Raw genomic sequence first — 13,655 nt, forward strand, 5'->3', positions numbered from 1 at the left:
GGACATTGTTCAATATCTGCATCTTCACTTCTATTAAAGTATAAGCTCAACAACTCTAAAGCTTTACCTTTAAAGTAGAGCGTTTTAATAGACGAGTTTAAGTTAAAATTTATAATTTGATTAAGGGCAATGGCCATAGAAGGCGAAATTTTGCCATCCTTATAATATTTCTTGTCTTTATTATCGACACTTAAAAATGTGATGTAATCGGCTTCTTGAGAAAAGAGACCGTGAAATTTTTTAATAGACACCAAAACAGTCACCAACCAAGATTTAGAATGCACCTCTAAATAAATAGGTAAATCACGTTGCGGGTTATACAGCAACAGCGAATTCTCCTCCTCAATTTTTAATCTATAATTACCATTATTGAAAATAAACTCACTGGATCCCTTAATACAGTAGTGAAACTGAATAAAACTGCTATCAATCTCACGTTGAAGTGTTTGAGTTTCGTTTCCATTGTTTTGATAGGTGAGTACAAAAAACCCATCATCTAATTTTGTTTCATTGAATGAACCTCTGGCGATATTTTTTGATTCGAAAAAATCCATAATGTTTTTGTGCTTATTTAGATTCGTTCTAAACTAATGCAGTTTAAAGTGCTGATATGACTGCAAAAATATGACATTTATCATGTTTAAAGAAAAAAAAACTGTAAAAAACCACAAACGATACTTAAAGTTCTTCTAGCGTTGTTTTTTACAGATTATGCGTTATACTTTTGTTTCCGCAAGTTTTCCTGGATAATTTTCCAAATCAATTATGGAGCACTACAACATGTCGAGAGGCACAACATTTTACGCTATTGGTCTCAGCTATAAAAAAGCTGACGCTGAGGTGCGTGGTCACTTTAGTTTGGATGATAACGCCAAACGCGCTTTATTAGAACAAGCTAAACAAAACGGTATTGAAAGCTTAATTGTCACTTCAACCTGCAATAGAACCGAAATCTACGGTTTTGCAGAACACCCTTTCCAACTCATTCAATTACTTTGTGAGAATACAAAAGGGACTGTTGAGGAATTTCAAAAAGTGGCTTACGTCTTCAAAAATAAAGATGCTATTTCTCATATATTTCGAGTTGGCTCTGGTTTAGATAGCCAAATTCTTGGAGATTTTGAAATTATTAGTCAGTTAAAAGTCAGCGCAAGATTATCTAGAAAGTATCAATTATTTAATCCGTTTTTGGAGCGTTTAGTAAATTCTGTGATTCAAGCGTCCAAACGTATTAAAAACGAAACCGAAATTTCTTCAGGTGCAACCTCTGTATCTTTCGCTTCTGTTCAATACATCATGAAGACTATTGAAAACGTTTCAGAAAAAAACATTTTGCTCTTCGGAACAGGAAAAATTGGAAGGAATACTTGTGAGAATTTAGTAAAACACACTAAAAACCCAAATATTACCTTAATTAATAGAACAAAAAATAAAGCAGAAGCCATTGCTGGTAAATTTAATTTACTCGTTAAGGATTATGCAAACCTCCAAGAAGAAATTAATATATCAGACATACTTGTTGTTGCTACTGGAGCTCAAAACCCAACGGTAGACAAACATTGTATTCAAACGTCTAAACCATTACTAATTCTAGATCTTTCAATTCCGAAGAACGTAAATGAAAACGTTTCAGAGTTAAGTAATGTCACCTTAGTACATCTCGATGATTTAGCACAAATCACAGATGACACTTTAGAACGCAGAAAAACACACATCCCAGTTGCCGAATTGATTATAGAAGATGTGAAAAACGAATTCAATGCTTGGTTAGAAACACGAAAGTTTGCTCCAACCATAAAAGCATTAAAGCATAAATTAACTGATTTTGCAACTGCAGAATTAGACACGCAACGCAAAAAAATGACTAATTTCAATGAAGCACAAGCTGAGTTGATAAGTAGTAAAATCATACAAAAAATTACCAATCATTTTGCACATCATTTAAGAGGCGATGATGTTTCTACAGACGATAGCCTAGAACTCATAAAAAAAGTGTTTCAACTAGAAGCAACAACAGACAATGTCTAAACTCATAAGAATAGGAACTCGTGATAGCAAATTAGCGCTATGGCAAGCCAAAATTGTACAAAGTCAACTCGAACATTTAGGACACAAAACAGTCTTAGTGCCTGTGAAATCTACAGGAGATCTTGTATTAGATAAACCCATTTACGAATTAGGAATTACAGGCGTTTTCACAAAAACGTTGGATGTCGCCATGCTTAATGGACACATTGACATAGCAGTACATTCATTAAAAGATGTGCCCACAATATTACCAAAAGGTATTGTACAAGCTGCAGTTATTAAACGCGGTAATGTAAGAGATTGTCTGGTTTTTAATGATAACGAAGAGTTTCTCTCACAACGCGAAGCAGTAATCGCTACTGGTAGTTTACGACGAAGAGCCCAATGGTTAAATCGCTATCCAACACATACTATGGTTGGCTTAAGAGGCAATGTGAATTCACGCTTAGAAAAATTAGAAAATAGCGATTGGAATGGTGCCATTTTCGCTGCTGCCGGTTTAGGTCGCCTAGATATTAAGCCAGAAGAAAGCTTTAACCTAGAGTGGATGGTTCCTGCACCTGCTCAAGGCGCTATTATGATTACTACTTTAGAAGAGGATCAAGAAACACGCACTATTTGTGTAGAAATAAATCACGAGGAAACAGAAATATCAACATCCATAGAACGTAAATTCTTAAACCTTTTAGAAGGTGGATGCTCAGCTCCTATTGGTGCGCTAGCGTTTATAAAAGAAGAAGAGGTTCACTTTCAGGGTGTGTTATTAAGTCTCGACGGAACTAAGAAAATAGAAGTCCAACGCACAGTCGCTTTAGGTGCGCATCATGATTTAGCACAGTTTTGTGCAGATTATATTATTGAGCGCGGCGGAAATCGCCTTATGGACACACTTGAAAAAACGTCTAAAAAAGCTAATATTTATTCAACTAAAACCTTAACCGATGATCAAAAACATCTGTTTTGTGATGATGTAGTTAGTGATAGCTCAGATTTTATTAAAATTAGTTTGAACCGTATGACACAAACTGTTTTACGACCAATGCCAAAAAATGTAATCATTACCAGTAAAAATGCAGTTGAAGCGTTACTTACAAATTTTTCTTCGGAAGAATTGAAATTCGAAAACATCTATTGTGTTGGCAGAAAAACAAAACGATTTGTAGAACGTAAAATCGGTAAGGTCAAACACACTGAAAACAGTGCTAAAGCCCTTGCTGAATATCTGGTTGATTATATTGATGGTACGCACGTTACCTATTTTTGTAGCGATTTACGATTGGATGATTTACCAACAATTCTAACAGAGCACAAGATTGACGTCAACGAAGTAATTGCTTACGAGACAAAATATAATTCACAAAAAATAGATGACACTGTAGAGGGTGTTATGTTTTATAGTCCGTCAACAGTACAAAGTTACAAGCAAGAAAATGATAATGATATTATTGCATTTTGCATAGGAGACACCACAGCGACAGAAGCTAAAAAGCACTTCAAAGATATACGAATTGCTAAGATGCCTACTGTTGAGAGTGTTGTGAAGTTGGTAAATGACTATTATAATAGCCTGTAGCTATTGGCCTTTAGCTGTTAGCTAAACTGTCTTACTAGTTTATTATTGACTGAAAATCAAATTTAGGGACTTAAGGCTATTCATAAATGAGAAATTTTAGAAACCTTGAAATTTGGAAGAACGGAATTGAAATAGTAAAACAATTGTATCCGTTAGCAGATTTGTTGCCTTCCGAAGAAAAATTCGGATTGAGAAGCCAAGTTACTAGAGCTTCAATCTCTATTGCGTCTAATATTGCAGAAGGTTGCAGTAGAAATAGTGATATTGAATTTAAGCGCTTTCTTGAAATTGCGATGGGTTCTCTTTTTGAAGTTGAAACCCAATTGATAATAGCACAAGAATTAGGATTTATTCCAGAAAATGAATTAAAAACTATTTTTGAGCTTCTTAATAAAGAAGCAAAAATGATAAATAGTTTAATAAATAAAATTAAAAATAGCTAGCTGTCTTTTTGCTAAAGGCCAAAGGCAAACAACTAATAGCCAATTATGATAAAAAACGATTTATTTTTAAGAGCATTAAAAGGAGAAACAGTTGAACGCCCACCAGTTTGGATGATGCGTCAAGCAGGTCGTTATCTTCCTGAATTTATGGAAATCAAAGCTAAGTATGATTTCTTTACACGTTGCCAAACACCAGAGTTAGCCAGTGAAATTACAATACAACCCATTCGTCGTTATGGCATGGATGCTGCTATTCTATTTTGCGATATATTAGTCATTCCTCAAGCAATGAATATTGAGGTACAGATGAAACCTAATTTTGGTCCATATTTACCAAACCCTATTCGCTCTCAAAAAGATGTGGACAATGTTATTGTTCCTGACGTTAAAGAGGCTTTGAATTATGTTTATGACGCCATAAAAATGACCAAAGAAAAACTAGATAATGATATCCCATTAATTGGTTTTGCAGGTTCGCCATGGACAATTTTATGTTATTGTGTGCAAGGTCAAGGTTCTAAAAACTTTGATAAAGCCAAAGAATTTTGTTTTACCAATCCTATTGCTGCACATCAACTATTACAAAAAATAACAGATACAACAATTGCCTATTTAAAAGAAAAAGTAAAGGCTGGTTGTGACGCAGTTCAAATCTTTGATTCTTGGGGTGGAATGCTCTCTCCTGTGGATTATCAAGAGTTTTCATGGCAGTATATCCAACAAATTATTGACGCCTTGAAAGATGATGCTCCTGTAATTGCATTCGGAAAAGGTTGTTGGTTTGCATTGGATGAGATGGCAAAATCTGGAGCTTCTGCTTTAGGTATTGACTGGACATGCTCCGCAAGAAACGCGCGTTATTTAACTGGTGGAAATATTACTTTACAAGGTAATTTTGACCCAACACGATTATTTTCTCCTCCAAGTGAGATCAAGAAAATGGTGACTCAAATGATTAATGACTTCGGAAAAGATAAGTATATTGTAAATTTAGGCCACGGTATTTTACCCAACATTCCTTTGGAGAATGCCAAAGCATTTATTGATGCTGTAAAGGAATACAAAGCATAAGAATCATTATGATTAACAATATTTTAAAAGGAATTCAAGGCTATACAGGCGCTTTAGCTTTAATATCAAAGTTGAAACTTTGGAAGTACTTTTTTATACCAATAATCATTAGTATCATTACGGCCTCATTAATTGCCCTTTCAGCATACGGATTATCAGATAATATTGGAAACTTTATCGCCAAGATTTGGCCTTGGGATTTTGGAAAAGACACCTTTACTTGGATCTCAACCTTTATTGGAGTCATTGTTGTTGTAGTTATTGGATTAGTCCTTTATAAACATATCATAATGGCATTATCTGCGCCATTTATGAGTCCTGTTTCAGAAAAAATTGAAGCACATCTCTGTGGTATTGAACTACACAATCACAGACAAACCTCTTTTAGACAACAATTGTGGAGAGGAATTAGGATAAACTTTAGAAACTTAGGTAAAGAGTTATTAATAACAGTACCTCTGTTACTCTTGAAATTTATACCTGTTGTTAATATTTTTTCAATAATTCTATTAATTATGGTTCAAGCCTACTACGCAGGTTTTGGTAATATGGATTATACTTTAGAACGCCATTTTAAGTATCGCGAAAGCATTCAATTTATTAGGCGACACCGTGGAATTGCTATTGGTAACGGTCTTGTTTTTATTCTTTTTCTTATTATTCCTATTGTAGGTGTCATTTTAGTGTTACCCATGAGCGTTACAGCTGCATCCATTACAACGGTAGAATTATTAAAAAAGGATGCACTTTTAAATACTACTAAACCTCTCGTCTAATGATTGCTCAATTTAATGGTTTTGAAATCAACGCTATTCACGACGGTGATGCATGGAAAATCTGTGATTTAATGGTTGCTAATACAGAGCGTTTTAAACGCTATTTCCCTGGAACCTTAGCTCAAAATTTAAACCCCACATTAGCACAGATTTTCGTAGATAACAAGATAAAACAGTTTCATAAAAAAGAAGAATTTTTATTTACCTTAAAGCATTCTGAAACACGAAAAACTGTAGGTCTCATCTATATTAAAGAAGTGGATTTAGATAAGAAAAAAGGAGAATTTGCTTATGGCATTGACTATACAGTTGAAGGTCGAGGATTAACATCAATGGCTGTTAAAAGGTTGTCTAATTATGCTTTTGAAACTTTAGGTCTTGAAACTTTACAAATCATTACACATAAAGGCAATATGTCAAGTATCAAAGTAGCTTTAAATAATAACTTTGAATGGCAAAAAACGCTAGAAAATGAATTTACCCCTGCTGGTGAAACACCTTTAGATATGGAGTTGTATGAATTGTATAAATAAACAGCCTACAAGGTTTTGAAAAGCTTGTAGGAGAAATGAAAATTATGGAAGAAAAAACATTCGATACCAACATCAAGGATAAATTCTTTAAATACATACACGAATTACAAGACACTATCGCTTCAAAACTAGAAGCCATTGACGGTAAAGCGAAGTTTCAAGAAGATGTTTGGGATCGTCCTGAAGGTGGAGGCGGCCGCACGCGTGTCATTGAAAATGGTGGCGTTTTCGAAAAAGGCGGTGTTAATGTTTCTGGAGTACATGGCAAGTTACCAGATTCCATGCAAAACTATTTTGGTGTTGAAGACGCCGATTTTTTTGCCTGTGGATTAAGCCTAGTGCTCCATCCTACAAACCCGATGGTGCCAACCGTGCATGCGAATTGGCGTTATTTTGAAATGTATGATAAACAGGGGAACATTGTGGATCAATGGTTTGGAGGAGGTCAAGATTTAACGCCTTACTACTTATTTGAAGACGATGCGAAACACTTTCATCAAACCTGCAAAAACGCATGTGACTATCATAATACCGGTTTCTATAAAAAATATAAAGCGCGTTGTGATGCGTATTTTTATAATACTCACCGAAATGAAGGTCGTGGTATTGGAGGTTTATTTTTTGATTACTGCAAAACTTCCGAGGACATGAATATGCAAAACTGGTATGATTTTGTTACCGAAGTTGGAGATAGTTTTCTAGAGGCTTATACACCTATTGTGAAAAAAAGAAAGGATTTGCCATTTACAAAAAACCAACGTGACTGGCAGGAAATTAGACGCGGTCGTTATGTTGAGTTTAACTTGGTTCATGATAAAGGTACTTTATTCGGTTTAAAAACAAATGGCCGCATTGAAAGTATATTGATGAGTTTACCACCTCGAGTACAGTGGGTTTATGATCATCATCCAGCAGCTGACAGCGAAGAAGAGAAATTAATTAATATATTACGAAATCCAGTAGATTGGGCGTAATATGAAATGCTACTGCGGAAATAAGAAAACCTATACAGAGTGTTGCGAAGTATTTCATTTAAATAAAGGAAATACGGAGACAGCACAGCAGCTAATGCGCTCTAGATATAGTGCTTTTGTTTTAGCAAATGGTGATTATTTAATGCAAACACATCACTGTGTTACTAGACCAATAAAAGATAAAAAAGCAACTGTAAAATGGGCAGAGTCTGTAGAATGGATAAAACTAGAAGTACTCGAAACGATTAACGGCTTGGAAAATGACAAAGAAGGAACAGTAACCTTTAACGCTTATTTTTATGAAAATGGAAACATTGAGGTTATTCATGAAAAATCTGCTTTTGTAAAAGAAAACAACCAATGGTTTTACTTAGGGTTAAGTAAATAAAAAATACATTAGACATAATGGGCATTTAAGACGCATCACTTTCAAACCAAAACGCCCTTTGTCTCTTCTCTAAAAGCATTATAAAAATGATACAATTTTACTTTTAAGAGCCGTTTTTAGTAATAAAGAGTATAAAGATCATCCCATTGGTTTCTAATCGTAAGTGTTAGAGCAAGAACTAAAGTCTTATTACCCAATTGCCTCAAGATTTCTATCCCTAGAATCGTTTTCCCACAACCTGAAGGTGCAATAACAGGAAAATGATGGTCACAACTAGGACTATTAAAATGTTTTATAAGTTCTGCTTGATAGCTTCTCCGCAGAAAAACAAATTCTAAAGCATCACAGGATTGAATCACTTCAAAAACGGCTTTTAATTCTTAACTTTGTATTCCATAAAAGTAATAAAACTATGTATCCACTAAGAAGAAACCGAAGATTAAGAACCAACGAATCTATAAGAAGCTTAGTTCGTGAAACTATAATTTCTCCAAACGATTTTTTAGTTCCATTATTTATAGTGGAAGGAAAAGGGATAAAACAAGAAATCCCCTCTATGCCCAATTATTATCGTTTTAGTTTAGATTTATTGGAACATGAGGTTAAAGAACTATGGAAATTAGGTTTAAAATCGGTTTTACTATTTATAAAAGTACCCGAAGCCCTAAAAGATAATAAAGGAACTGAAGCTCTCAATCCAAACGGACTCATGCAACGCGCTATTAAAACGGTAAAAAATGTTTGCCCAGATATGTTAGTGATGACAGATGTTGCACTAGACCCTTACTCTTCTTTTGGTCACGACGGTATCATCCAAGACGGAAAAATAATTAACGATGATACTGTTGATGTTTTAGCCCAAATGAGTCTCTCTCACGCTCTAGCTGGTGCAGATTTTGTTGCACCTAGCGATATGATGGATGGTCGCATTTTAGCCATTAGAGAAGCTTTGGAGGAGGATGGATTTACAGATACTGGTATCATGAGTTACTCTGCCAAATATGCTTCTGCCTTTTATGGACCATTTCGTGATGCTTTAGACTCTGCTCCAGTAGCTATCAAAAATATTCCTAAAGATAAAAAATCATACCAAATGGATTATGCCAATCGTTTTGAAGCCATTAGAGAAACCGAAATGGATATTGAGGAAGGTGCAGATATTGTGATGGTAAAACCGGGATTATGCTATCTGGATATTGTTCGTGAGATTAAGAATGAAGTCGATGTTCCTGTTGCTGTATATCAAGTTTCTGGAGAATATGCAATGCTCAAAGCTGCTGCCGAAAAAGGTTGGTTAGATCACGATGCAGTTATGATGGAACAAATTACGGCTATCAAACGTGCTGGAGCAGATGTTATTGCATCTTATTTCGCTAAAGATATTGTGAAATTGATTAATTCGTAAGATATAGAATTATCCAATTGACGATTTCTAAAATAAAACTATAATATGTTTCAAAACACTGAGCACAAATGGTCAAATGACATCAATTGCATCCTAAACCACTAAATTATAAAGGAAAATAGCTTACTATATAAAAGTATTTCGCTATTTTTAATTTCGATTACATTGTAAAACCGAATTATACTTTCGAATCAAAATGAATGCTATAGATACACGAATTATTGAAATGCTTAAAAAAAACGCACGTGAATCCTTTGCAAATATTGGAAAAGCTGTAGAATTGTCGGCTCCAGCTGTTGGAAATCGCGTTAAACAATTAGAAGAAAAAGGGGTTATACGAGGATATACTTTACTACTCAATCATGAAAAATTAGGCATTACCACAAAAGCCTATATCATTTTAAAAATTCATCAATCGAGTACTTTAAGGACCGCTTACAATCAAATTAGGTCTTTACCAGAGGTGCAAAGGTGCGATAGGATTACAGGTGAAGATAGTTTATGCATTTTAGGATATTTTAGAGATAATAAAGACTTAGTGAATTTACTAGAGCGTATTTCTCAATACGGAGTGCCAAATACAAGTATCATCTTGGAGAGCTGAGGTCACTATCTTTTAGGGTCATGAATTTTTTCATAATTATCAGATGAGGATATTTCTAATCTATTATCCTACACTAATTCGTATTATTTCAATAAATTAGCGTCAAACTAAAACAATCCATGGGATTACTTATATTTTACGGAATTATCTCCATATTTTTTTCTTTCTTATGCTCAATTTTAGAAGCTGTCCTTTTAAGTGTTACACCAACATTTATTAATCTTAGAAAGAAAGAAGGCAAACATTACGCAGCATCCTTAGAAATATTAAAGAAAGACGTTGATAGACCCTTAATTGCCATCCTCACATTAAATACAATTGCACATACAGTTGGTGCAATTTTAGTAGGTAAACAGGCAGAGCAACTCTATGGTAGTGGTGATGGTTATGGCGTGTTTATCATTTCAGCCATAATGACTATCTTAATTTTAGTTGCTTCAGAAATTATTCCAAAAACAATTGGTGCTACCTACTGGAAAAGCTTAGCTAACTTCACAACAACGGCATTGAAAGTTTTAATATTTCCTTTAAGATGGACTGGATTATTGTGGCTCATGCAACTTACCACAAAATTAATTGGCGGTAAAGGTCATGGCAGTGTATTAAGTCGAGAAGGCTTTTTAGTTATGGCAGATATGGCTCATGAAGAAGGCGTATTTCAAGAGAATGAAAGTAAAATCATAAAAAACTTATTAAACTTTAAAGAGATTTTTGCTAAAGATATCATGACACCAAGAACGGTTATGAAATCTGAAGACGAAAACACCACTGTTGAAGATTTCTTCAATAAAAATATGAATCTAAGATTTTCAAGGATTCCTATTTACGTTGATAATCCGGATAACATCAAAGGGCTTGTTTTAAAAGATGACATTTTCAAGGAGATGGCATTAGATAATGGTTCTAAAAAACTTTCTGAACTTAGGAGACATATCATCGTTATTGAGCGTGATTTACCTATCCCAAAATTGTTTGAACAATTAGTAGATAGCAGAAACCATATGGCTTTGGTTGTTGACGAATATGGTTCTGTAAGTGGTATAGTAACCATGGAAGATGTTATTGAAACGCTTCTAGGGCTCGAAATTATGGACGAAAGTGATAATGTATCTGATCTTCAACTTATGGCAAGAAAAAACTGGGAATCTAGAGCAAAAAAATTAGGGATTTTTGATGAAAAGACTTCCGAAGAAAACGAATAAATAATGGAAACTTGTATTATTAAATCACCCTTAGGTTATACCAAAATAATTGGTGATGATTGTGGTATTTCTCAGGTTACTATTTTAAATTCCGAAGAAAAAGAAACAGATATTATTCCTACGGAATTAGAAGATTGCGCTATCCAACTTAGAGAATATTTTGAAGGTACTCGCACTACTTTCGACTTAAAATTGAATCCAGAAGGCACAGATTTCCAAAATGTCATTTGGGAACTCCTTCAAGAAATTCCTTTTGGAAAAACAATGTCATATTTACAATTATCAAAACGATTAGGAGATGTTAAAGCCATTAGAGCTGTTGCTAATGCGAACGGCAAAAACCCATTATGGATTATCGTGCCATGTCACCGCGTTATTGGGAGTGATGGAAGACTAACGGGTTATGCCGGAGGTTTGCATAGGAAAAAATGGTTAATTGAGCATGAAAGCCCTTACAAACAACAATCTCTTTTTTAATGTACAGGCGCACAACAGCGAGATTAATTGAGGTAAGTGATGATTTGCATAAAGCCGTTATTAGCCTGAACCACAATTGGAAAAATAAAAATTATGCAGGCTCTATTTTTGCTAGTAGTATGCTGGCTAGAGCAGATCCTATTTTCATGATTCAGTTGATTCAAATTTTAGGCGCTAACTATGTGGTTTGGGATAAAGCAGTTGAGGCTTGGTATAGAAAGCCTGCAAAAAGCAGGATTTTTGGTGCGTTTGTCTTTTCTGAAGAAGAAATTAAACAAATAAAAATTGATGTCGCCAAAAACAGTGAAAGAGACATTATCAAAATGATGTCTCTTGTTGACGAAAAACAAAACAGTATCGCTAGCTTTCATAAAACATTATATATCGCAGACAAACAGTTTTACAAAAAAAACTAAAAAAGCGTCTCGCTAACTCTTAATAGAAAACGAATGAAATTCCTTAAAAAATTTATTAAATGGGCCTCAATAACCCTTCTAACTTTAGTTTTACTACTATATGTTTTTGATTACGACTATATCTTAAAAGGTGTTCGCGTTGTCTATTTAACCGGCCACAGTACGGCTTTTATTGACGATTTTACATATTTTGAAAATGATACTATCAAGAAAGGAAATCAAACCGACGTCTGGATAAATAATACAGCCTATAATACAGTTTCTGCAACCTCAACTTTAGAGGAATCTAATAAAAAATGGGGTACTGTTGCCTATGTTATTATTAAAAATGATAGTATTTGGTTTGAAAAATATTACGGAGATTTCAATGAGAGTTCTAAAACCAACTCCTTTTCAATGGCAAAAAGTTATGTATCTGGCTTACTAGGGAAGGCAATTATGGATGGTTATATAAAAAATTTGGACCAACCTGTAAGTGATTTTTATCCGGAATATAGCTATGCAAAAACAACGGTTGGAGATTTAGCGTCCATGGCTTCTGGTTTGGATTGGGTTGAAAGTTATACCAGTCCGTTTTCGGTAACTGCCAGAGCAAATTATGATGATGATCTTGCTGAAACTATTTTGAATCAGAAAGTGGTTAAAACACCTGGAGTAGAATTTGAATACCTGAGTGGTAGCACTCAATTACTAGGTATGATTATAGAAAAGGCTACTGGAAAAACATTATCAAATTATTTGTCTAAAAGTTTCTGGAAACCTTTAGGATCGTCTGATAATGCTTTGTGGCAATTGGATGACAAAGATCATAGGCTAGCAAAGGCTTTTTGCTGTATTGGAAGTACTGCTAAAGATTTTGCTCGCTTCGGGAAATTGTATAAAGACTTCGGAAAATGGAATGGTCAACAAGTTCTTGATTCTTCATTTGTAGCGAAGTCCATCAAACCTCGTTTTCCAGAAAGTCCAGAATATGGTTACGGTTGGTGGCTTAAACAACACAATGGAAAAGACTTTTTTATGATGCGTGGTCATTTGGGACAATATGTTATTGTACAACCAGAAGATAATATAATTATTGTGCGATTAGGTCATAAAAAATCTCCAGATATTAGCAAAAAAACCTTTACAGACGACATTAGTTTGTATATTGAAGAAGGGTATAAAATGTTAAACATGAAATTATGATCGATAAACTTAATTTAGAACATATCTTATTCTTAGACATCGAAACGGTTCCTGAGACTGAGCATTTTTCTGAATTAGATGATGTTAAGCAAGAACTTTGGGATCATAAATCTAAATATCAAAGACGCGATGAGTTTACTGCAGAAGAGTTTTATGATCGTGCAGGCATTTGGGCTGAGTTTGGTAAAATTGTCTGTATATCGGTAGGGTATTTTAAAATGGAAGGCAATGTAAGAACCTTTAGAGTCACTTCTTATTATGGCGATGAAGTAAAGATTTTGAAAGATTTCAAAAATATGTTAATTACTCATTTTAGCTCAAATAAACATTTACTTTGCGCTCACAATGGCAAAGAATTTGATTTCCCATACATTGCTCGTCGCATGATCATTCACAACATCGAGTTGCCTTATAAATTAAATCTCTTCGGAAAAAAACCTTGGGAAGTACCTCATCTAGATACCTTAGAGCTTTGGAAATTTGGGGACTATAAAACATACACCTCTTTAAAACTATTGACTAATGTTTTAGGCATCCCATCACCAAAAGATGATATTGATGGCAGCGAAGTCTATCGCGT

General features: G+C 34.4%; 16 protein-coding genes and 1 pseudogene. 15 read left to right on the plus strand and 2 right to left on the minus strand.

Annotated features, from left to right (window positions below; translation table 11 throughout):
* Window positions 1–554, minus strand: a pseudogene (locus tag ACJAZK_RS13385) (AraC family transcriptional regulator); the annotation flags it as partial.
* A 211-nt stretch (window positions 555–765) separates the two neighbouring features.
* Between ACJAZK_RS13385 and hemA the strand changes: the two are divergent.
* The 8 genes from hemA (at window position 766) to ACJAZK_RS13425 (ending at window position 7,786) form a co-directional block, all read left to right on the plus strand.
* On the plus strand, window positions 766–2,028 hold the full coding sequence (gene hemA, locus ACJAZK_RS13390; RefSeq protein WP_415224449.1) for a glutamyl-tRNA reductase: 1,263 nt from the start codon (window positions 766–768) through the stop codon (window positions 2,026–2,028).
* The gene (hemC, locus tag ACJAZK_RS13395; RefSeq protein WP_415224450.1) at window positions 2,021–3,601 is read left to right on the plus strand and encodes a hydroxymethylbilane synthase; all 1,581 of its coding nucleotides are present in this window, start codon (window positions 2,021–2,023) and stop codon (window positions 3,599–3,601) included. The genes hemA and hemC overlap by 8 nt, the downstream gene beginning before the upstream one ends.
* Window positions 3,602–3,687: 86 nt before the next feature.
* Complete coding sequence (locus ACJAZK_RS13400) at window positions 3,688–4,044, plus strand: four helix bundle protein (protein ID WP_415224451.1); 357 nt, start codon at window positions 3,688–3,690, stop codon at window positions 4,042–4,044.
* A 45-nt stretch (window positions 4,045–4,089) separates the two neighbouring features.
* Window positions 4,090–5,115 carry a uroporphyrinogen decarboxylase gene (hemE, locus tag ACJAZK_RS13405; protein WP_415224452.1) on the plus strand — a complete coding sequence of 342 codons (1,026 nt, stop codon included), beginning with the start codon at window positions 4,090–4,092 and terminating at the stop codon, window positions 5,113–5,115.
* 8 nt (window positions 5,116–5,123) lie between these two features.
* Window positions 5,124–5,891 carry an EI24 domain-containing protein gene (locus ACJAZK_RS13410; RefSeq protein WP_415224453.1) on the plus strand — a complete coding sequence of 256 codons (768 nt, stop codon included), beginning with the start codon at window positions 5,124–5,126 and terminating at the stop codon, window positions 5,889–5,891.
* Entirely contained in the window at window positions 5,891–6,424 is a 534-nt protein-coding gene (locus ACJAZK_RS13415) for a GNAT family N-acetyltransferase (RefSeq protein WP_415224454.1), read from the plus strand. Before ACJAZK_RS13410 ends, ACJAZK_RS13415 begins: the two co-directional genes overlap by 1 nt.
* 71 nt (window positions 6,425–6,495) lie before the next feature.
* Window positions 6,496–7,398 (plus strand): oxygen-dependent coproporphyrinogen oxidase, encoded by a 903-nt coding sequence (gene hemF / locus ACJAZK_RS13420; protein ID WP_415224464.1) that lies wholly within the window; start codon window positions 6,496–6,498, stop codon window positions 7,396–7,398.
* 1 nt (window position 7,399) lies between these two features.
* Window positions 7,400–7,786, plus strand: coding sequence for a YchJ family protein (locus ACJAZK_RS13425; RefSeq protein WP_415224455.1), 387 nt, complete (start codon window positions 7,400–7,402; stop codon window positions 7,784–7,786).
* A gap of 116 nt (window positions 7,787–7,902) precedes the next feature.
* Here the strand turns inward: ACJAZK_RS13425 and ACJAZK_RS13430 are convergent, their stop codons facing one another.
* Window positions 7,903–8,145, minus strand: coding sequence for a DEAD/DEAH box helicase family protein (locus ACJAZK_RS13430; protein ID WP_415224456.1), 243 nt, complete (start codon window positions 8,143–8,145; stop codon window positions 7,903–7,905).
* Window positions 8,146–8,198: 53 nt separating this feature from the next.
* On the opposite strand from ACJAZK_RS13430, the gene hemB reads away from it, so the two are divergent.
* The 7 genes from hemB to ACJAZK_RS13465 all read left to right on the plus strand — a co-directional run.
* Window positions 8,199–9,191 (plus strand): porphobilinogen synthase, encoded by a 993-nt coding sequence (gene hemB / locus ACJAZK_RS13435; protein WP_415224457.1) that lies wholly within the window; start codon window positions 8,199–8,201, stop codon window positions 9,189–9,191.
* A 196-nt stretch (window positions 9,192–9,387) separates the two neighbouring features.
* The gene (locus ACJAZK_RS13440; RefSeq protein WP_415224458.1) at window positions 9,388–9,795 is read left to right on the plus strand and encodes an Lrp/AsnC family transcriptional regulator; all 408 of its coding nucleotides are present in this window, start codon (window positions 9,388–9,390) and stop codon (window positions 9,793–9,795) included.
* Between the two features lie 119 nt (window positions 9,796–9,914).
* Window positions 9,915–10,997, plus strand: a complete 1,083-nt coding sequence (locus tag ACJAZK_RS13445; protein WP_415224459.1) for a CNNM domain-containing protein — start codon at window positions 9,915–9,917, stop codon at window positions 10,995–10,997.
* A 3-nt stretch (window positions 10,998–11,000) separates the two neighbouring features.
* A complete protein-coding gene (locus tag ACJAZK_RS13450) occupies window positions 11,001–11,474 on the plus strand; it encodes a methylated-DNA--[protein]-cysteine S-methyltransferase (RefSeq protein ID WP_415224460.1) in 474 nt (157 codons plus the stop codon).
* Entirely contained in the window at window positions 11,474–11,890 is a 417-nt protein-coding gene (locus ACJAZK_RS13455) for a DUF4442 domain-containing protein (protein ID WP_415224461.1), read from the plus strand. The genes ACJAZK_RS13450 and ACJAZK_RS13455 overlap by 1 nt, the downstream gene beginning before the upstream one ends.
* Before the next feature lie 33 nt (window positions 11,891–11,923).
* The gene (locus tag ACJAZK_RS13460; protein ID WP_415224462.1) at window positions 11,924–13,075 is read left to right on the plus strand and encodes a serine hydrolase domain-containing protein; all 1,152 of its coding nucleotides are present in this window, start codon (window positions 11,924–11,926) and stop codon (window positions 13,073–13,075) included.
* A partial coding sequence (locus tag ACJAZK_RS13465; protein WP_415224463.1) for a ribonuclease H-like domain-containing protein occupies window positions 13,072–13,655 on the plus strand: 584 nt, incomplete at its 3' end. The genes ACJAZK_RS13460 and ACJAZK_RS13465, both read left to right, overlap by 4 nt.

This window comes from Psychroserpens sp., assembly GCF_047633235.1.
In the GTDB taxonomy this organism is placed as follows: domain Bacteria; phylum Bacteroidota; class Bacteroidia; order Flavobacteriales; family Flavobacteriaceae; genus Psychroserpens.